The sequence below is a fragment of the Oscillibacter valericigenes genome (assembly GCF_021531915.1).
Classification (GTDB): Bacteria; Bacillota; Clostridia; order Oscillospirales; family Oscillospiraceae; genus Oscillibacter; species Oscillibacter valericigenes_A.
Window position 1 is genome coordinate 94,089 of sequence record NZ_JAFBIV010000002.1, and the last position, 16,036, is coordinate 110,124.

Annotated in this window: 21 protein-coding genes and 6 tRNA genes; 9 read left to right on the forward strand and 18 right to left on the reverse strand. The window is 59.4% G+C overall.

Annotated elements, in window-relative coordinates:
- Nucleotides 1-6: 6 nt before the first annotated feature.
- The 5 genes from JQM66_RS02065 (at nucleotide 7) to JQM66_RS02085 (ending at nucleotide 3,830) form a co-directional block, all read left to right on the forward strand.
- Complete coding sequence (locus tag JQM66_RS02065) at nucleotides 7-819, forward strand: ABC transporter ATP-binding protein (RefSeq protein WP_235228359.1); 813 nt, start codon at nucleotides 7-9, stop codon at nucleotides 817-819.
- A 12-nt stretch (nucleotides 820-831) separates the two neighbouring features.
- Complete coding sequence (locus JQM66_RS02070; protein WP_407945997.1) at nucleotides 832-1,533, forward strand: ABC transporter ATP-binding protein; 702 nt, start codon at nucleotides 832-834, stop codon at nucleotides 1,531-1,533.
- 99 nt (nucleotides 1,534-1,632) lie between these two features.
- Nucleotides 1,633-2,148 (forward strand): transcription repressor NadR, encoded by a 516-nt coding sequence (locus JQM66_RS02075; protein ID WP_235228152.1) that lies wholly within the window; start codon nucleotides 1,633-1,635, stop codon nucleotides 2,146-2,148.
- A 103-nt stretch (nucleotides 2,149-2,251) separates the two neighbouring features.
- On the forward strand, nucleotides 2,252-3,352 hold the full coding sequence (locus JQM66_RS02080; RefSeq protein ID WP_235228153.1) for a PTS transporter subunit IIC: 1,101 nt from the start codon (nucleotides 2,252-2,254) through the stop codon (nucleotides 3,350-3,352).
- Nucleotides 3,353-3,410: 58 nt separating this feature from the next.
- Complete coding sequence (locus JQM66_RS02085; protein WP_235228154.1) at nucleotides 3,411-3,830, forward strand: PPC domain-containing DNA-binding protein; 420 nt, start codon at nucleotides 3,411-3,413, stop codon at nucleotides 3,828-3,830.
- A gap of 36 nt (nucleotides 3,831-3,866) precedes the next feature.
- On the opposite strand, the gene JQM66_RS02090 is transcribed toward JQM66_RS02085, so the two are convergent.
- From JQM66_RS02090 to JQM66_RS02150, 13 genes are all read right to left on the reverse strand, one after another.
- On the reverse strand, nucleotides 3,867-4,190 hold the full coding sequence (locus tag JQM66_RS02090; protein ID WP_235228155.1) for a hypothetical protein: 324 nt from the start codon (nucleotides 4,188-4,190) through the stop codon (nucleotides 3,867-3,869).
- A 1-nt stretch (nucleotide 4,191) separates the two neighbouring features.
- Nucleotides 4,192-4,485, reverse strand: coding sequence for a DUF2089 family protein (locus tag JQM66_RS02095; protein ID WP_235228156.1), 294 nt, complete (start codon nucleotides 4,483-4,485; stop codon nucleotides 4,192-4,194).
- A 111-nt stretch (nucleotides 4,486-4,596) separates the two neighbouring features.
- The gene (locus JQM66_RS02100; protein ID WP_235228157.1) at nucleotides 4,597-5,562 is read right to left on the reverse strand and encodes a tRNA dihydrouridine synthase; all 966 of its coding nucleotides are present in this window, start codon (nucleotides 5,560-5,562) and stop codon (nucleotides 4,597-4,599) included.
- A complete protein-coding gene (locus JQM66_RS02105) occupies nucleotides 5,559-5,909 on the reverse strand; it encodes an arsenate reductase family protein (RefSeq protein WP_235228158.1) in 351 nt (116 codons plus the stop codon). The genes JQM66_RS02100 and JQM66_RS02105 overlap by 4 nt, the downstream gene beginning before the upstream one ends.
- A 21-nt stretch (nucleotides 5,910-5,930) precedes the next feature.
- Nucleotides 5,931-6,803, reverse strand: coding sequence for an SPL family radical SAM protein (locus JQM66_RS02110; RefSeq protein WP_235228159.1), 873 nt, complete (start codon nucleotides 6,801-6,803; stop codon nucleotides 5,931-5,933).
- A gap of 106 nt (nucleotides 6,804-6,909) precedes the next feature.
- A complete protein-coding gene (locus JQM66_RS02115; RefSeq protein WP_235228160.1) occupies nucleotides 6,910-7,329 on the reverse strand; it encodes a YjdF family protein in 420 nt (139 codons plus the stop codon).
- 181 nt (nucleotides 7,330-7,510) lie between these two features.
- Nucleotides 7,511-8,014, reverse strand: coding sequence for a GreA/GreB family elongation factor (locus tag JQM66_RS02120; RefSeq protein ID WP_235228161.1), 504 nt, complete (start codon nucleotides 8,012-8,014; stop codon nucleotides 7,511-7,513).
- 386 nt (nucleotides 8,015-8,400) lie between these two features.
- Nucleotides 8,401-8,476, reverse strand: a tRNA-Lys gene (locus tag JQM66_RS02125).
- A gap of 37 nt (nucleotides 8,477-8,513) precedes the next feature.
- A tRNA-Gln gene (locus JQM66_RS02130) sits at nucleotides 8,514-8,588 on the reverse strand.
- Between the two features lie 50 nt (nucleotides 8,589-8,638).
- Nucleotides 8,639-8,714 (reverse strand) — tRNA-His (locus tag JQM66_RS02135).
- 46 nt (nucleotides 8,715-8,760) lie between these two features.
- Nucleotides 8,761-8,837 (reverse strand) — tRNA-Arg (locus JQM66_RS02140).
- A gap of 9 nt (nucleotides 8,838-8,846) precedes the next feature.
- Nucleotides 8,847-8,921: transfer RNA gene (locus JQM66_RS02145), tRNA-Gly, on the reverse strand.
- Between the two features lie 93 nt (nucleotides 8,922-9,014).
- A complete protein-coding gene (locus tag JQM66_RS02150; RefSeq protein ID WP_235228162.1) occupies nucleotides 9,015-9,611 on the reverse strand; it encodes a gamma-glutamyl-gamma-aminobutyrate hydrolase family protein in 597 nt (198 codons plus the stop codon).
- Nucleotides 9,612-9,711: 100 nt separating this feature from the next.
- Here JQM66_RS02150 and JQM66_RS02155 point away from each other — a divergent pair.
- A tRNA-Ser gene (locus tag JQM66_RS02155) sits at nucleotides 9,712-9,802 on the forward strand.
- A gap of 75 nt (nucleotides 9,803-9,877) precedes the next feature.
- On the opposite strand, the gene JQM66_RS02160 is transcribed toward JQM66_RS02155, so the two are convergent.
- Nucleotides 9,878-10,771 (reverse strand): DUF2935 domain-containing protein, encoded by an 894-nt coding sequence (locus JQM66_RS02160; protein WP_235228163.1) that lies wholly within the window; start codon nucleotides 10,769-10,771, stop codon nucleotides 9,878-9,880.
- Nucleotides 10,772-10,923: 152 nt separating this feature from the next.
- Nucleotides 10,924-11,586, reverse strand: coding sequence for an acyltransferase (locus tag JQM66_RS02165; RefSeq protein ID WP_235228164.1), 663 nt, complete (start codon nucleotides 11,584-11,586; stop codon nucleotides 10,924-10,926).
- Nucleotides 11,587-11,716: 130 nt separating this feature from the next.
- Here JQM66_RS02165 and yfcE point away from each other — a divergent pair, with 130 nt between their 5' ends.
- A complete protein-coding gene (gene yfcE, locus JQM66_RS02170; RefSeq protein WP_235228165.1) occupies nucleotides 11,717-12,259 on the forward strand; it encodes a phosphodiesterase in 543 nt (180 codons plus the stop codon).
- 25 nt (nucleotides 12,260-12,284) lie between these two features.
- Here the strand turns inward: yfcE and JQM66_RS02175 are convergent, their stop codons facing one another.
- Nucleotides 12,285-13,193, reverse strand: coding sequence for a TIGR01212 family radical SAM protein (locus JQM66_RS02175; RefSeq protein WP_235228166.1), 909 nt, complete (start codon nucleotides 13,191-13,193; stop codon nucleotides 12,285-12,287).
- Nucleotides 13,171-13,488: a hypothetical protein gene (locus JQM66_RS02180; RefSeq protein WP_235228167.1), complete on the reverse strand. Its 318-nt coding sequence runs from the start codon at nucleotides 13,486-13,488 to the stop codon at nucleotides 13,171-13,173. Before JQM66_RS02180 ends, JQM66_RS02175 begins: the two co-directional genes overlap by 23 nt.
- A gap of 99 nt (nucleotides 13,489-13,587) precedes the next feature.
- Here JQM66_RS02180 and JQM66_RS02185 point away from each other — a divergent pair, with 99 nt between their 5' ends.
- Both JQM66_RS02185 and JQM66_RS02190 read left to right on the forward strand, forming a co-directional pair.
- A complete protein-coding gene (locus JQM66_RS02185; RefSeq protein WP_235228168.1) occupies nucleotides 13,588-15,018 on the forward strand; it encodes an FAD-dependent oxidoreductase in 1,431 nt (476 codons plus the stop codon).
- Between the two features lie 63 nt (nucleotides 15,019-15,081).
- Complete coding sequence (locus JQM66_RS02190; protein WP_235228169.1) at nucleotides 15,082-15,549, forward strand: metallophosphoesterase; 468 nt, start codon at nucleotides 15,082-15,084, stop codon at nucleotides 15,547-15,549.
- A gap of 39 nt (nucleotides 15,550-15,588) precedes the next feature.
- Here the strand turns inward: JQM66_RS02190 and nifU are convergent, their stop codons facing one another.
- Nucleotides 15,589-16,035, reverse strand: coding sequence for a Fe-S cluster assembly scaffold protein NifU (gene nifU / locus JQM66_RS02195; RefSeq protein WP_235228170.1), 447 nt, complete (start codon nucleotides 16,033-16,035; stop codon nucleotides 15,589-15,591).
- Nucleotide 16,036 lies beyond the last annotated feature (1 nt).

The following is a 16,036-nucleotide window of genomic DNA, read 5'->3' on the forward strand; positions in this document are numbered from 1 at the left end:
GTTCCCATGCCCTCTCCCAACCTGCTGACGGAGCGGGACGCTGACAAGACGCCCATCCTGGAGTGCATCAACCTGGGCATCAACTTCGGCGGTCTGGCCGCCGTGGAAAACTTCAACATGGCCATCGGCCGCACGGAGATCACCGGCCTCATCGGCCCCAACGGCGCCGGCAAGACCACCGTCTTCAACCTGCTGACCAAGGTCTACCAGCCCACCAAGGGCACCATCCTGCTGGACGGCAACGACACCCACAACATGACCACCGCCCAGGTGAACCGGGCCGGTATCGCCCGTACCTTCCAGAACATCCGCCTGTTCAACGACCTGACGGTGGAGGAGAACGTCACCGTTGCCATGAACGCCCACATGCGCTACAACATGTGGACCGGCATCTTCCGCCTCCCCGCCTTCTGGAAGGAGGAACGGGTGGCCCACGAGCGCGCTCTGGAGCTGCTGTCCATCTTCAACATGGCGGACCTGGCGGACACCAAGGCCGGCTCCCTCCCCTACGGCGCCCAGCGCCGTCTGGAGATCGTCCGTGCCCTGGCCACCAATCCCAGCCTGCTGCTGCTGGACGAGCCCGCCGCCGGCATGAACCCCTCCGAGACCGCCGAGCTGATGGAAAACATCCGCAAGATCCGGGATACCTTCCAGATCGCCATTCTGCTGATCGAGCACGACATGAACCTGGTCATGAACATCTGCGAGGGCATCGCCGTGCTGAACTTCGGCCGTATCATCGCCAAGGGCACCCCCGAGGACATTCAGTCCAACCCGGCGGTCATCGAGGCGTATCTGGGCAAACAAAAGGAGGCGTGATCCATGGCATCTATTCTGAAAGTTGACGACATCAACGTCTATTACGGCAGCATCCATGCCATCAAGGGCATCTCCTTCGAGGTGAACGAGGGTGAGATCGTCACTCTGATCGGCGCCAACGGCGCCGGCAAGTCCACCACCCTGAACACCATCTCCGGCCTGCTGCACAGCCGCACTGGCTCCGTCACCTTCATGGACGAGAACCTGGGTAAGATCCCCTGCCACAAAATCGTCTCCAAGGGTCTGGCCCTGGTCCCCGAGGGACGCCGGGTGTTCTTGCAGATGACCGTCCAGGAGAATCTGGAAATGGGTGCCTACACCCAGAGCGGCAAGGCCATCGACCAGGACCTGGCGCATGTCTATGAGCTGTTCCCCCGGCTGAAGGAGCGTATGAAGCAGGTGGCCGGTACCCTCTCCGGCGGTGAGCAGCAGATGCTGGCCATGGGCCGCGCCCTCATGAGCCACCCCAAGCTGCTGATGCTGGACGAGCCCTCCATGGGCCTGGCCCCTATCCTGGTGGAGCAGATCTTCGAGATCATCCAGAACCTCCACAAGGAGGGCACCACCATCCTGCTGGTGGAGCAGAATGCTGCCGCGGCCCTGAGCGTAGCTGACCGTGGCTACGTGCTGGAGACCGGCAAAATCGTCACCTCTGGCTCCGGCAAGGAGCTTCTGGCCTCCCCTGCCATCAAAAAAGCATATCTGGGCGGCTAAAGCCCTGCGAAAAGGAGAGCGCAGTACGCTCTCCTTTTTGTTTGCAATTTCCCCGCAATGTGGTATACTGCTGACATGACACAAAGGAGGGATCTGCCCATGCGCGCCGAGGAACGCCGCCAAGCCATTCTGGACATTCTGAATCAATCCGGCCTTCCGGTCAGCGCCGCATCCCTGGCCCGGCAGTTCTCCGTCAGCCGGCAGATCATTGTGGGGGACATTGCCCTCCTGCGGGCCGCAGGAGCGGACATCTCTGCCACGCCCAGGGGCTATGTGGCGCACCAGCCCTCCCCGGCAGGTCTGGTGCGGCAGGTGGCCTGCCGCCACGACGCCCTTGGCATGGAGACGGAGCTGAACGCCATGGTGGACCAGGGCTGCACCGTGTTGGACGTGATCGTAGAGCATCCCATCTACGGCCAGCTTACCGGCCCTCTCCAGCTTTCCAGCCGGTACGATGTGACCCAGTTCATCGTCCGCTGCACCCAGGCAGATGCCCGGCCCCTGTCGGACTTGACGGAGGGCATCCACCTCCACACCCTATCCTGCCCCAGTGAAGACGCTTTCCAGCGGGTCCGGACGGCCCTCCGGGATATGGGGGTTCTGGTAGAAGGCTGAAAATCCCTGTTGACAATCCCAATATTTCCATGTATAGTGTGGTAGACAGGTGTCAAGACACCTGTCTACCACTTTTATTTAACAAAGGAAACAGGTGCTCTCCATGGAAAATGTCAAAACTTTTCTGAAACGCAAAAACATCATTTTCTCTGCCAAGCGGTACGGCATCGACGCTCTGGGCGCCATGGCCCAGGGCCTGTTCTGCTCTCTGCTGATCGGCACGATCCTGAACACCATCGGCGCTCAGTTCCACATTGGCTTCCTCACTGCCCAGATTGCTGAAAAGGTCCCCTACACCGTAGGCGGTCTGGCTTCCTTCATGAGCGGTCCCGCCATGGCTATCGCCATCGGCTACGCCCTCCAGGCTCCGCCGCTGGTGCTGTTCTCCCTGGCCGCCGTGGGCTATGCCTGCAACCTGCTGGGCGGTGCGGGCGGTCCCCTGGCAGTGCTGTTCGTAGCCATTATCGCCTCCGAGTGCGGCAAGGCCATCAGCAAAGAGACCAAAATTGACATTCTGGTGACACCCATCGTCACCACCCTCATCGGCGTTGGCGCCGCCTATATCATCGCACCTCCCATCGGCAAGGTGGCCAGCGCCTTCGGCCAGCTCATCATGCACGCCACGGAGCTGCAGCCCTTCCTGATGGGGATTCTGGTATCCGTACTGGTAGGCGTGGCTCTGACGCTGCCCATCTCCTCCGCCGCCATCTGCTCCGTGCTGGGCTTGACGGGTCTGGCGGGCGGTGCCGCTGTGGCGGGCTGCTGTGCCCAGATGGTGGGCTTCGCCGTCATGAGCTTCAAGGAGAACGGCTGGGGCGGCCTGGTGAGCCAGGGCCTGGGCACCTCCATGCTGCAGATGCCCAACATCGTGAAAAATCCCCGGATCTGGATCGCTCCCACGCTGGTCTCTGCCATCACCGGCCCCATCGCCACCTGCTTGTTCAAGCTGGAAATGAACGGAGCCGCCATCAACTCCGGCATGGGCACCTGCGGTCTGTGCGGCCAGTTGGGCGTGTGGACCGGCTGGGTGGCCCCCAGCGAACAGGCCATTTCCAACGGCGCTGCTGCTCTGTCCCCCACAGCCTTTGACTGGGTGGGCCTGATTCTGATCTCCTTCATTCTCCCTGCCATCCTGGCCCCTGCCATCAACCAGGTGTGCCGCAAGCTGGGCTGGGTGAAAGACGGAGACCTGACTCTGTCTTGAGTTTTCTCTGGAGTTGTGGTATCTTAATGGAAAATCTGCCCTCAAAAAGGAGAAGACTATGGAATACCGCAAGTTTGACAATACCTACATCGTCCGGCTGGACCCGGGCGAAGAAATATTGGAGCAGGTGAAGGTCCTGTCCCTCAAGGAGGGCATCCAGCTGGCTACCGTGCAAGGGCTGGGTGCGGTCAACGACCTGACCCTGGGCATCTTTAAGCCCGACGAGAAGAAATACTACGCCAATAGCTTCCAAGGCTATTATGAGATCGTCTCCCTCACCGGCACCGTCAGCACCATGGACGGCGAATTCTACTGCCACCTGCACCTGAGCGCCGGGGACGCGACCGGCCATGTGGTGGGCGGTCATCTGAACAAGGCCGTCATCAGCGCCACCGCCGAGCTGGTAGTAACGGTCATCCCCAGCACCGTGGACCGGGCATACAGCCCGGAGATCGGCCTGAATCTACTGAAGTTCTAAAGAAAAGACATCCACCGACCCGGTGGATGTCTTTTTTCACAGGTCTTTGATCTGCATTTTATCCAGTTCGCCCCGCTTGCGGCGCTTTTCCCGGCATGCTGCATAGATAGCCAGCAGGATCACCGTGGGGATATTGCCAAGAATCAGGGACGCCAGAATAGGCCCCCAGATGGTTTTCTCGCTGTAGGCTACCGCGCTGCACGCCATCAGCAGGGAGTACAAAAAGGGCAACAGCGGCAGAATGAGCCCCGGCCACTTGCTCTCCCGTTTGGAGAGGAAAATCTGCAAAAGAATGCCGCCTGCTACAAAAACGATTAAAAAGATAAATAACATGATGGTGATATTAGCTGTAATTTCCATCTCACTCCGCCTCCTTCGTTTTCCGGTATTCCGTGATCAAACGCTTGGCCGTGTCAAAGTCCAGCTTGTCATCCACCGCCAGCCGCTTCACCAGAGACACATAGGGGTCCGCTTCCACCGTCGCACTGAGGTGTATCTTCTGGATGAGCCGATCCAGCCGCAGCCGCACCGTGGGGTAGCTGACGCCGTATACCGACGCCATTTCTTTCAGGGATCCGGAGGCCAGGATAAACTTTTTCACGAAAGCCAGGTCCTCGTCCTCCAGCTCCGCCACCCAGGGAGGGATATTGGTCATAGCGTCGCGCCTCCTTTCATAAAATAAATATAAATTTTAATTTTATGAAAGTTAAGTTGAATTTTATTTTAAATAAAATTACCCATGTCCATTGGACATGGGTAATTTCTCTCATATCAAATCTCCCTCGGAATGGTCCCGCAGGGGCAGCTCCGCGAAGATGGCGGCCTCAATGGCCTCGTACTCGCCAGGATTTTTGAAGCGCCGCAGCTTTTTATTTAGCCGCTCCGCGTCGTCAAAGAGATGGATCAGATAGAACCAGACCTCCCGCATCCGCTGGGCGGCGGTGCCCACCTGACCGTAAAAGGCCTGGTACTCCCGGTACAGGTCCTGCATAAAAGCCTGCAGCTCCTCCCGGGTGGCGGCGGGACCGCCCCGGAGCTTCCGCAGCAGCGCCGGGTCCGCCACGGCGCCCCGGCCAATCATCACGGACTCCACACCGGGAAACCGCTCCTCAAGAGTCCGCACCTCCGCCACGGTCCGTAGGTCGCCGTTATAGCAGACCGGGTTACGGCTGTTCTCCAGCGCCCGGCCGAACTCCTCCAGATGGACCGGCCCCCGGTACTTCTCCTTCTGCACCCTGGCGTGGATGGTGAGGCAGGCAATGGGATAGCGGTTATAAATTTCCAGCAGCCGCTCAAATTCCGCCGGGTCCGAGATGCCCAGCCGGGTCTTGACGGACACCGGCAGCTTCACCTGGGAGAACACCTCGTCAAAAAAGCGGTCCAGTTCTTCGGGCTTTGCCAGGAATCCGGCCCCCTTTCCCTTGGCGGTAACGGTGCCGGAAGGGCAGCCCAGGTTCAGATTCACCTCAGTGTAGCCCAGGTCCCCCAGCACCTCCGTTGCCCATACAAAATCCGGCGCCTTGCAGCTCATGACCTGGGGCACCGAGGGCAGGTCCCGGTTCTGGGCAGGGTCCAACTCCCGGAAGTCCCGGGCCGTCATCACATGGTGGTCCGTAGGTGAGAAAAAGGGGATGAAGCAACGGTCCGCGCCGCCGAAGTGCCGGTTCCACACCCGGCGGAACACCACCTTGGTGATGCCGTCCAAAGGCGCAAGGTCGTATCGTTGGATCATTTCAGCTTCTCATCCCACTCCGCCTGACGGAAGCCGGTCAGCACGAAGCCGTCCCCCACCAGGATGGGCCGCTTCACCAACATTCCGTCGGTGGCCAGCAGCGCCAGCTGCTCCTCCTCACTCATGGCGGGCAGCTTGTCCTTCAGATTCAGCGCTTTATACTGCAATCCGCTGGTGTTGAAAAATTTCTTCAGGGGCAGGCCGCTGGCCTTCCACCAGGTCGTCAGCTCCTCCAGCGTGGGGTTCTCCAATTTGATGTCCCGGAATTCATAGGCAATGCTGTTGGCGTCCAGATAGGCCTTGGCCTTCTGGCAGGTGGTGCACTTGGGATAACAGAGAAATAACATATCCGTTCCTCCTTAATCATTTTATGTAAACAAGTTCAGCTGTTGTCCGGCCTGTCGGTCCTCAAATTTCATCAGCCAGGCCATGGCCTTCTCTGGCTCCCAGATCACACCCCTGTCTTCACACTCTGCCCGGAAAATCTTCCATAGAGCCGCATGGTTGGGACTGGAGCACTGATAGCTGTCCCCAAATTGTCGTATATATTGGTCTTTTAGGCCGAGAAAGTGTTTATCCAGCTGCTGATAAAAGTACTGCCGGTCCCCGTCCCGCAGGGTGACGCCAAAGCCGAAGTTCACAATGACCTCCACCCCTGCTGCGAAGCAATAGTCCAATAGCCCCCGAAGGTTTTCCTCCGTGTCGTTGATGAATGGCAAGATGGGACACAGCCACATGCCGGTGTGGATGCCGTTTTCCCGCATGGTCCGCAGCATCTCAAAGCGCTTTCGGGTGGTGCAGACGTTAGGCTCCAGAATGCGGCACAGGTCCTCGTCAAAGGTGGTCAGGGTGGTGCAAATCACCGTCTTTGTTTTCTCATTGATGCGTTTCAGCACATCCAGGTCCCGTAGGATCAGGTCCGACTTGGTGAGAATGGACACGCCAAAGTCATACCGGTCGATGATCTCCAGACACTGCCGTGTCAGCCGCAGGTCCTTTTCCAGCGGCAGATAGGGGTCGCACATGGAGCCGGTGCCGATCATACACCGCCGCCGCTTTCGCCGCAGGGCTTCCTCCAGCAGCTCCGGGGCGTTGTTCTTCACCGCCACATCCTCAAAGGGGTGGTCCATCTGGTAGCAGGTGCTGCGGGAGTCGCAGTAGATGCAGCCGTGGGTACAGCCCCGGTAGAGATTCATGCCGTTCTGGGCAGAGAGAATACTCTTGGCCTGGATGAAATGCATGCGCACCGCCCCCTCTCCCAACGTACCGCCAGTATAACAAAAATCAGGGCATCGGACAAGCCTGGAAACAGGAAAATCCCCGGAGCGTGACGCTCCGGGGCTCGGCTCAATGGCCCTTATGCTTCTCCCGCCGTTTTTCCCGGCGCAGGGCAAACTGGCGATCCGCTTCCGCCTCCCGTTCCTCCCGGGAGGTCTTTTTGCGGGCCTCCTTCCCCTGCTCCCGCTGAAGCTGCAGCGCCTGCTGGGCCTTGGTTCCGATCCCAGTGTTCTGCAGCGACTTTTGGATCTGCCGCTGCATCCGCTTGGGATTGATCCGCCGCTCCTCCGGCGCTGCCGCCTCCATGGATGGGCTGAATGGCAAATGCCGCCAATGTTCCAGTAGAAGGGCATAGACCTCATAGTCCTTCGGCTCAGCGCCGAAGGTGATCTTGCAGACCTGGTAGGTCCGACCCTCCCTCCGTTCGTAGATCCCCACCCAAAAGGGGTCCTCAAACAAGACGGTCAACTCTGCGTATCCCTGTTCCATGTGCGTGTCCTCCTTAAAAAAGCATCCGGAGAACGGACAACCAAGGAGGCAGGTTACTGATCCCCTTCCGGGGACGCCCGGACTACCAACCGGGCCGTGTTTTTATCTCCGCTCTTTCATCATAGCGGGCCTTTATCGCAACGTCAAGAAAAACCGCCGGACTTCGGTCCGGCGGTGGTACTTAATATGCGCTGATCTCCAGGGATTCGTCGTCCTGGCCCTTCTCGATGGCCCGGATCTCCACAAAATACTTCAGAGCGGGGTTCACCTCCACCTGGACCCGGTCACCCACCTGATGACCTATCAGTGCCTTGCCCACCGGGGATTCCTTGCTGATCAGGCCCTTCAAAGCGTCCTGCCGCAGAGTGGTGACGATCTGGATGGTCATCTCCTTCTTCACCATCTCATTGAAAATAGTCACCTTGTCAAACAGGCCCACCGTATCTTCCTGTTCCTTCACCTCGATGACCTTGGCGGTGCGGATCATCCGCTCCAGGTAGCGGATACGGCTCTCGTTGCGGTTCTTGGCCTGCTTGGCACACTTATATTCAAAGTTCTCGCTGAGATCGCCAAAGGCCCGGGCGGTCTGCACCTCCTCGATCAGCTGAGGCCGCAGGACCCGTATCCGGTGGTCGATCTCCTCCTGCATTTTCCTGATATCAACTTCCGTCAGTTCGTCGTACATGAACAGCACCTCTCGCGTTTGAATTCTTCCTTATCATACCACAATTCCGCCGCCTGGTACAGTTTTTTGATTCTGCCGCAGTTCTTCACCTCTAAAACAGCCGCAGAAATCAGGAGAAGTGAATCCTGTTCGGAAGCGAGGAGCAGCAGGATGTGCGCTGAATGTGTTTTTAACGCGGAGCATAAAAAATGCGTCGCAAGCGATATGGCGCTTGCGACGAGCTGGAAAGCGTGAACGCTTTCCAGGCAGAGGCTTCCAAATCTGCACAAAAAACCGAATCGAAGCCTAGCGCAGCGGGTTCGATTCGGAAAGGAGGAGCAGCGGAATGTGCGCGCTCTGACTTTTGTAAAAAAGTCGGAGCAAGCGATATGCAGCTTGCTCCGACGTGGTGACCCGGCGGGGATTCGAACCCCGGACCCACTGCTTAAAAGGCAGTTGCTCTGCCGACTGAGCTACCGGATCGGGTATTTTATGGTAACGTCCGTGACGAAAAAGGGCGTGGCTGGGACGGCTGGACTCGAACCAGCGGATGAGGGAGTCAAAGTCCCTTGCCTTACCACTTGGCGACGCCCCAATGTGGAAAGAAGCAGGGGACCGGGGCAACCCCGATCCCCTACCATTGTCTGGGGTGGGTGATGGGACTCGAACCCACAACGCCCGGAACCACAATCCGGTGCTCTGCCAATTGAACTACACCCACCACATATGACGCGGATTACAGGCTGACTATCGCTCCAAAAGAGAGCTGGTACGCCAGAAGGGACTCGAACCCCTGGCCTACTGCTTAGAAGGCAGTTGCTCTATCCAGCTGAGCTACTGGCGCGAATAAAAATGGAGCAGGTGACGGGAATCGAACCCGCATCCCCAGCTTGGAAGGCTGGTGCCCTGACCATTGTGCTACACCTGCGTATGCCCTCCGTGGAAATCGTCAGCTTTGTTATGATAGCATGAAACCGCATATCTGTCAAGGCGTTTTATTTCAATTTTTCACAATTTTCTCCTATTGAGATAAAAACGCCCGCAGTAGCGTCTCGCCAACGGTGCTATCCAGTCTCTCCGGATGCCACTGAACCCCCCAGACCGGCAGTGTTTCATGGCAAACCGCCTCCGGGACCCCATCCGGTGCCCACTGGATGACCCGCAGGCCCACCCCGATGCGGTCCAGAATCTGGTGGTGGGCGCTGTTCACTATGCACCGGTCTCCGCAGATATCCCGCAGTGGAGAGGCGGTGGTGCAAACGCTGTGACAGCGGTCCGCCCTGGAAACTGCGCTGTGCCCCGGCCAATCCTGGACCAACGTGCCGCCGAAATAAACGTTGATGGTCTGGATTCCCCGACAGATACCCAGAACCGGCCTTTTCCAGGCCAGGAAACGGTCCAGCAGTTCCAGTTCCGCTGCGTCCCGGTCAGGCTCCAGGCCCCGGGAGGCGATGTTCGCCTGCCCGTACCTCCAGGGTTCCACATCTCCGCCGCCCGGAAGCAGCAGCGCACCGCACTCCGCGGGGTCACCATGAAACTGTACGGTTCCTCCGGCAGCCTCCACCGCCCGCCGATAGTTTCCGTATCGCTCCGGCTCTCCCCAAATGTATACCCGCATATCTCTCCCGCCTCCCTGCATTTTCTGCACCGCAAACGCGGATTGCGCTTGCAACCAAGGAAAAACTATGGCATAATAGCTGTCGTAACCGTTGCTGTATGGAGATGTACCCAAGTGGCTGAAGGGTCCGGATTCGAAATCCGGTAGGCGCCGCAAGGCGTGCGGGGGTTCAAATCCCTCCATCTCCGCCAAATCGCCGCAAGCGTCCTATCGCTTGCGGCGATCTTTTATTTTGCAGAAGCATACGCTCTGCGCCCGCTCTTTTTCTAAGCACGCAGCAGGCGGATATAGTGGTTGGCCTCCCGCAGAACGTGGTCTGCCAACAGGGGAAGGATGACAGACCGAATCTCGCAGTCTGCGATTCCCTGGACCCCGGCGGTCTTGAACTCCCGGAAACGCAGAGTCTCCTTCAGCGCCTCCTGCCGCATCAGCGCCGCGTTGTTCACCTCTCTGGTCCTGGCCAACAGCGTAGCATACTCCTGGGCAAAAGTATCCGAAGTCCTGATGAGAGTATCCTCCACCGGATCCAGCAGTCCCCGGATGAACTGGGCATGCTCCATCATGATCCGGTTCCAGAAGATCTCCGTCTCCCGCATGGACTGGCCGTCTAGGTCGCCCTTTTCCAGGTCCCGTACAAAGCTCCGGTAGAGCTTTGCCTCCCGGATGATATGCTCGATCAGCAGGGGATAGTTCATAGTGAACATCCGGCAGCTGAGTACGCCTTTCAAAATGCGCTCCTTGAAGCCGATCAGGCCATCCAGCAGCCGGATAGCCGCCCGGTTCAGCTGCCGGACCTGCCGCCACAGCGCCGGCGGGACGCAGCAGGGTGTCCCGCAGCGCAGGCCTGCTTCCATTATGGTAATGGCCTGGTCGATCTGGATGCCGGTGAAGCATTGGGTCTGCCGCTCCGCATTGGCGGTGAATTCCGTGAAAAGTTCGCCGGAATCCAGCACGCACCGGTCCAGCAAACCGTTGCTCAGGCAGATAGCCCGGCGCAGAATCGCCTCAAATTCCCGTTTATAAAGCTCCGCTTCCCTGGCAAAGTCCCCATTCACAGGCGTAAAGCCCGCCTCCAGGAACAGTGCATGCTCCTTCATGATGCGGGCAAAAAACAGGTGCAGCTCCAGGGACAGGGAGACATATTTTGTCTCTTCAGCCAAAATGATCTCTCCTCTCATGGTACTGCACCAGTATATGCTTCCGGACTTTTCCCGGTGCGGACTTTTGCTTTCCAAATAAGGGTGTACACACGCAAACAGGCCCCTCTTTTCGAACATCCTGCCGAAAAGAGGGGCCCGCTGTGGTCCGTTTCTTATGTCCGGATCACGATATCTCCCGTCTTTTTGAAAATGCTGCCCGCCGGAATGGCGCCCCGGACGCAGGAGGTGGGATAGACGCTGGTGCCCCGGCCCAGGATGGTGCCCGGATTCAGCACGCTGTTACAGCCGACTTCCACATGGTCTCCCAGAATGGCGCCGAATTTCTTCCGGCCGGTCTCGATGCGCTCGTCGCCATTCTTTACCACCACCAGGGTCTTGTCGGACTTTACATTGGAGGTGATGGAACCGGCGCCCATGTGGCTCTTGTAGCCCAGGATGGAATCGCCCACATAATTGTAGTGGGGCGTCTGGACATTGTCGAAGAGAATGACGTTCTTCAGCTCCACGGAGTTGCCCACCACGCAGTTGGCCCCCACCAGGGCGCTGCCCCGGATAAAGGCGCAGTGACGGACCTCCGTCTCCGGTCCGATGATGCAGGGGGCACCCAGGTAGGCGGATGGGAACACCTTGGCCGTCTTGTGGACCCAGACATTGGGGGACGGCTGGTCATACTCCTCCGGGGAAAGGCCGGCGCCCAGCTCCAGGATCAGGTCCTTAATGCCGTCCAGGGCCTGCCAGGGATATTCAAATCGTGCCAGATACTCTCCCGCCAGGGTGTGGGACAGGTCCAGCAGCTCAGTTACCTTCAATTCCATTGCTGTCAGCTCCTCAATAAAATGATCGTACCGCATTATATACCAGAATGTACGCCGTTGCAAGATTCCTCGTTGCTTTTGCGGCCCCGGCGCGGTACAATGGGGATACTTCAACAAAGGAGACCCTGCCATGAAACTGCTGATCGCGTCGGACCTCCACGGGTCCGCCTATAACTGCCGCTTGCTGCTGGAGGCCTTTGCCCGGGAACAGGCGGACCGCCTGGTGCTGCTGGGGGACCTGCTGTACCACGGTCCCCGGAATCCCCTGCCTCAGGAATATGACACCAAAGCTGTCACTGCCCTGCTGAACGGCATGGCGGACAAGCTGCTGTGCGTCCGGGGCAACTGCGACTCCGAGGTGGACCAGATGGTGCTGACCTTCCCTATGCTGGCGGACTATGCCTTTTTGTCGACGGACGGCGTCAACCTCTGTGCCACCCACGGCCACACTTACGGTCCGGACAACCCGCCGCCCCTGCGGCCCGGGGATTACCTGCTTTGCGGGCATATTCACCTGCCTGTCCGCCGCCCCATCGGGCAAATCACTTATGTAAACCCCGGTTCCCTGGCACTTCCCAAGGAGAATACGCCCCGGAGCTACATGACTCTGGAGCAAGGCGTGTTCACCTGGCATGAATTAGAGACCGGCGCAGAGTTCCAGCCACTCCCCTGAAATAAAACCGTGATGCCGCATGGCATCACGGTTTTTTCGATTCCAGAGCGCTGCCCTGCTCCACGTCATCCCGGAGGAAAGCATGGTGGATGGCGTTCAGCACCCGTTTTTTATCGCCGCTCCACAGGGGCGCCAGCAGGTCCCGCTTGGCGCCGTCCCCGGTGAGGCGATGGATCACCAACTCCCGGGGGATGTGGCGAACACACTCCTCCAGCACCCGGATATAAGCCTCCAGGGTCATGGTCTCCACCCGGCCCGCCTCCCACTCCCGGGCCAGCTCCGTGTTCCGCAGGACGTGCAGCAGGTGAAATTTGACACCATTTGCGCCGGAATTGCCAATATATTGTGCGGTTTTCGTCATCATCTCCGGAGTCTCCCCCGGCAGGCCCAAAATCTGATGGACCACCACGGTCAATCCACGGGCCCGCAGGTCCTTCACCGCCCGGTCGAATACCGGCAGGTCATAGCCCCGGCGGATGCGCGCTACCGTAGCGGGATGGATGGTCTGGAGCCCCAGCTCCACCCACACCGGCTTCACGGCGTTCAGCTCCGTCAACAGATTCAGCACCTCCGGGCCCAGGCAGTCCGGACGGGTGGCGATGGAGAGAGCCACCACCTCCTCCGGCTCCAGGGCCGCCAGGTACAGCGACCGCAAGCGGTCAATGGGGCCGTATGTGTTGGTGAAGGACTGGAAATAGGCAATATACCGGGCGTCCGGACCGGTCTTGGACACCACCCGGGCTTTGGCCGCCGCCAACTGCTCTGGGATATCCCCCGATGCCGCGAAAGCCCCTGCCCCATCGCAGAACAGGCACCCCCGCTCTCCCAGGGTGCCGTCCCGGTTGGGGCAGGAGCAGCCGGAGGACAGGGCCAGCTTGTATACCTTGGTGCCGTACTGCTCCCGCAGCCGGTCATTCAGGCTGTTCCAGTACATGCTGTTTGGGGGTGTAGGGGATGCGGTAGGGTTCGGTCCCCCGCTCCGCCAGTTTCTGCTCCAGCCAGGCCTTAATGGCCTCCACGCCCTCCTCCGTCCAGGGGAAAGTCTCCGTCTCCACGTCCTGCGCCAGCTCGAAGCTGGTGTTCTCATAGACCCAGACCTGGATGGTGGAGCCCTCCTTGTTCAGCCAGCCGTTCCGCTGAAAGCGGTACCGGAAGGTGCCCAGGCTGCCGGGATATACAGATGCCTTGGTGAAAAAGCTCATATTCAGAAAATCAAAATGCTGCTCCATGCTCGTTCCTCACTTTCTGTTCGGGTACAGGATATCAAATCCGCCGCCTGCTGTCAAATGGCGGAAACGGGGCATACTACCGGAAAAGGAGGCGCTTCCATGGAATCGATCTGGACCAAAACCGTTACCCTTCCTTCTTATCCAAGGCTGGAGGGGCATATCCAGGCCGACGCCGCCGTCATCGGCGGCGGCATCACCGGGCTTCTCACCGCCCATCTGCTGCGCCGGGAGGGCGTCAGCGTGGTCCTGCTGGAGGCGGACCGCTTGGGCGGCGGCCAGACCTTTGGAACCACCGCCAAGCTGACCGCCCAGCATGGCCTGAAATACCACTCCCTGATTCAAAACATCGGCATCAAGGCCGCCGGACAATACGCCCGAGCCAATCTGGAAGCCGTGGAGCGGCTGCGGCGGCTGGTGCGGGAGTGGGAGATCGACTGTGACTTTCAGGACTGTACGTCCTATCTGTACACCCAAGGTCCCCCGGCGGCTCTGGTGGCAGAATACAACGCCTGCCGTCGCCTTGGCATGGATGTCTTTCTCACCAAGGATACCCCGCTTCCCTTTCCGGTCCAGGCTCTGGGTCTGCGGGACCAGGCCATGTTCCATCCCATGAAGCTGCTGGCAAGTCTGGCTGACGGGCTGACCATCTTTGAGCACAGCCGGGTCCTGGAGGTAAACGGCCATACCCTGCGGACCAGTCAGGGGTCCGTCACCGCCGGGACAATCCTCTTCGCCTGCCACTACCCCTTCGTCAACTTCCCCGGCTGGTACTTTCTCCGGCAGCATCAGGAGCGGAGCTATGTGCTGGCACTGGAAGGCACGGGGACCATGGGTGACTGCTATCTGGGCGTGGATGGAGCGGGCCTGTCCTTCCGTCCCTGGGGAGACCTGCTCCTGCTGGGAGGCAGCGGCCACCGCACCGGCGAAAACCGGCAGGGCGGAAAATACGAGGAGCTGGCCCGGTCAGCCGAAGCGTTCTGGCCCGGGTGCCGGGTGGTCTCCCGTTGGTCCGCTCAAGACTGTATACCCATGGACGGTATTCCCTATATCGGTCCCTTTTCCAAAAGCCGCCCAGACTGGCTGGTGGCCACCGGCTTCCAGAAATGGGGCATGACCTCCTCTGTGATCGCCGCGGAAATTCTCAGCAGTCTGGTGCTGGGGCGAAAGTTCTCTCCGGACTACGCGGTGTTCTCTCCCCAGCGTTTTCACGGAAAAGCCTCTGTCAAACAGTTGGCCGGAGATACCATCCAGGCCGTCCGGGGGCTCAGCCGCCGCGTCCTGGCGCCGGGCCGCATCCCTGTGGAGACTCTTCCGGCCGGCCATGGCGGCATCGTCAAGCTGAATGGGGAAAAAGTGGGTGTCTATCGGACCGAAGATGGAACTTTGCTGGCGGTATCGGTGAAGTGCCCCCACCTGGGCTGTCAGTTGGAGTGGAATCCCGATGAAAAAAGCTGGGATTGCCCCTGCCACGGCTCCCGCTTTGATGTGTACGGCCATCTTTTGGACGGCCCTGCCCAGAAAGATTTGTAAAGAGTTGCCAACCGGCGGAAAACGCGCTATACTGTTGCATATTTCCGCAGAGAGGTGCGTTTTATGAAGATCCTGGTCCTTTCGGACTCCCACGGCAAGGTGGGCAATATGGAACAGGCGGTGGAAGCGGAGTCCCCCCGCATGATCCTGCACCTGGGGGACTGCTGGCGGGACGGCGAGAAGCTCCATGAGCTGTTTCCCCAGATTCCTTTCCATCAGGTGCCCGGCAACTGCGACTTCCGCCCCGCGGAACCGGCAGAGCAGCTGCTGTTCCTGAAGGACAAGCGGATACTGATGTGTCACGGCCACACCTACGGCGTGAAGCAGTCCCTGCTGACGGCAGGTTATACCGCCGAGGAGCAGAACCTGGACCTGTTCCTGTTCGGCCACACCCACAAGCCCCTGGTGGACATGCGGGGCAAAACGTTGTTCCTGAACCCCGGCAGCATCGGGGACTCCCGCCGCCCCACCTATGGCGTGGTGACACTGGAAAATGGCCGTCTGGACGGCCGTATCGTCCCGTTGGAGTAAACGAAACACCCGGAACCAACAGGTTCCGGGTGTTTGATTTCATTCGTGGGGATGTCCGCAGCTCTCACAGTGGCCGTCACAGGCCTTCAACTCGTCGCCGTAGGGAATGTCATTGCGGTCGAAGTAGTCCTTCACCGCCGCCCGCACGGCTTCCTCCGCCAGCACGGAACAGTGGATCTTCTGGGCGGGCAGACCGTCCAGAGCCTCCACCACCGCCTTGTTGGAAAGCTGCAGGGCCTCGGAGACGGGCTTGCCCTTGATCATTTCCGTAGCCATGGAGCTGGTGGCGATGGCGCTGCCGCAGCCGAAGGTGTTGAACTTCACGTCGGTGATGACCTGGGTCTCCGGGTCCACCTTGATATACATGCGCATGATGTCACCGCACTTGGCGTTGCCCACCTCACCGATGCCGTCGGCGTCCTCCATCTTCCCCACGTTCCGGGGATTCTGGAAATGGTCCATGACCTTATCACTATATAATGCCATA

Bases quoted from the DNA above. Each gene is read 5' to 3' on its own strand.
- JQM66_RS02085 (WP_235228154.1), top strand. From the start codon at position 3,411: ATGGAATACCGCAAGTTTGACAATACCTACATCGTCCGGCTGGACCCG.
- JQM66_RS02180 (WP_235228167.1), bottom strand. From the start codon at position 13,488: ATGGAGCAGCATTTTGATTTTCTGAATATGAGCTTTTTCACCAAGGCA.
- JQM66_RS02185 (WP_235228168.1), top strand. From the start codon at position 13,588: ATGGAATCGATCTGGACCAAAACCGTTACCCTTCCTTCTTATCCAAGG.
- JQM66_RS02165 (WP_235228164.1), bottom strand. From the start codon at position 11,586: ATGGAATTGAAGGTAACTGAGCTGCTGGACCTGTCCCACACCCTGGCG.
- JQM66_RS02150 (WP_235228162.1), bottom strand. From the start codon at position 9,611: ATGCGGGTATACATTTGGGGAGAGCCGGAGCGATACGGAAACTATCGG.
- JQM66_RS02110 (WP_235228159.1), bottom strand. From the start codon at position 6,803: ATGCATTTCATCCAGGCCAAGAGTATTCTCTCTGCCCAGAACGGCATG.
- JQM66_RS02065 (WP_235228359.1), top strand. From the start codon at position 7: ATGCCCTCTCCCAACCTGCTGACGGAGCGGGACGCTGACAAGACGCCC.
- JQM66_RS02090 (WP_235228155.1), bottom strand. From the start codon at position 4,190: ATGGAAATTACAGCTAATATCACCATCATGTTATTTATCTTTTTAATC.
- JQM66_RS02115 (WP_235228160.1), bottom strand. From the start codon at position 7,329: ATGGAACAGGGATACGCAGAGTTGACCGTCTTGTTTGAGGACCCCTTT.
- JQM66_RS02095 (WP_235228156.1), bottom strand. From the start codon at position 4,485: ATGACCAATATCCCTCCCTGGGTGGCGGAGCTGGAGGACGAGGACCTG.
- JQM66_RS02120 (WP_235228161.1), bottom strand. From the start codon at position 8,014: ATGTACGACGAACTGACGGAAGTTGATATCAGGAAAATGCAGGAGGAG.
- JQM66_RS02100 (WP_235228157.1), bottom strand. From the start codon at position 5,562: ATGATCCAACGATACGACCTTGCGCCTTTGGACGGCATCACCAAGGTG.
- yfcE (WP_235228165.1), top strand. From the start codon at position 11,717: ATGAAACTGCTGATCGCGTCGGACCTCCACGGGTCCGCCTATAACTGC.
- JQM66_RS02105 (WP_235228158.1), bottom strand. From the start codon at position 5,909: ATGTTATTTCTCTGTTATCCCAAGTGCACCACCTGCCAGAAGGCCAAG.
- JQM66_RS02190 (WP_235228169.1), top strand. From the start codon at position 15,082: ATGAAGATCCTGGTCCTTTCGGACTCCCACGGCAAGGTGGGCAATATG.
- JQM66_RS02080 (WP_235228153.1), top strand. From the start codon at position 2,252: ATGGAAAATGTCAAAACTTTTCTGAAACGCAAAAACATCATTTTCTCT.
- JQM66_RS02175 (WP_235228166.1), bottom strand. From the start codon at position 13,193: ATGTACTGGAACAGCCTGAATGACCGGCTGCGGGAGCAGTACGGCACC.
- JQM66_RS02075 (WP_235228152.1), top strand. From the start codon at position 1,633: ATGCGCGCCGAGGAACGCCGCCAAGCCATTCTGGACATTCTGAATCAA.
- nifU (WP_235228170.1), bottom strand. From the start codon at position 16,035: ATGGCATTATATAGTGATAAGGTCATGGACCATTTCCAGAATCCCCGG.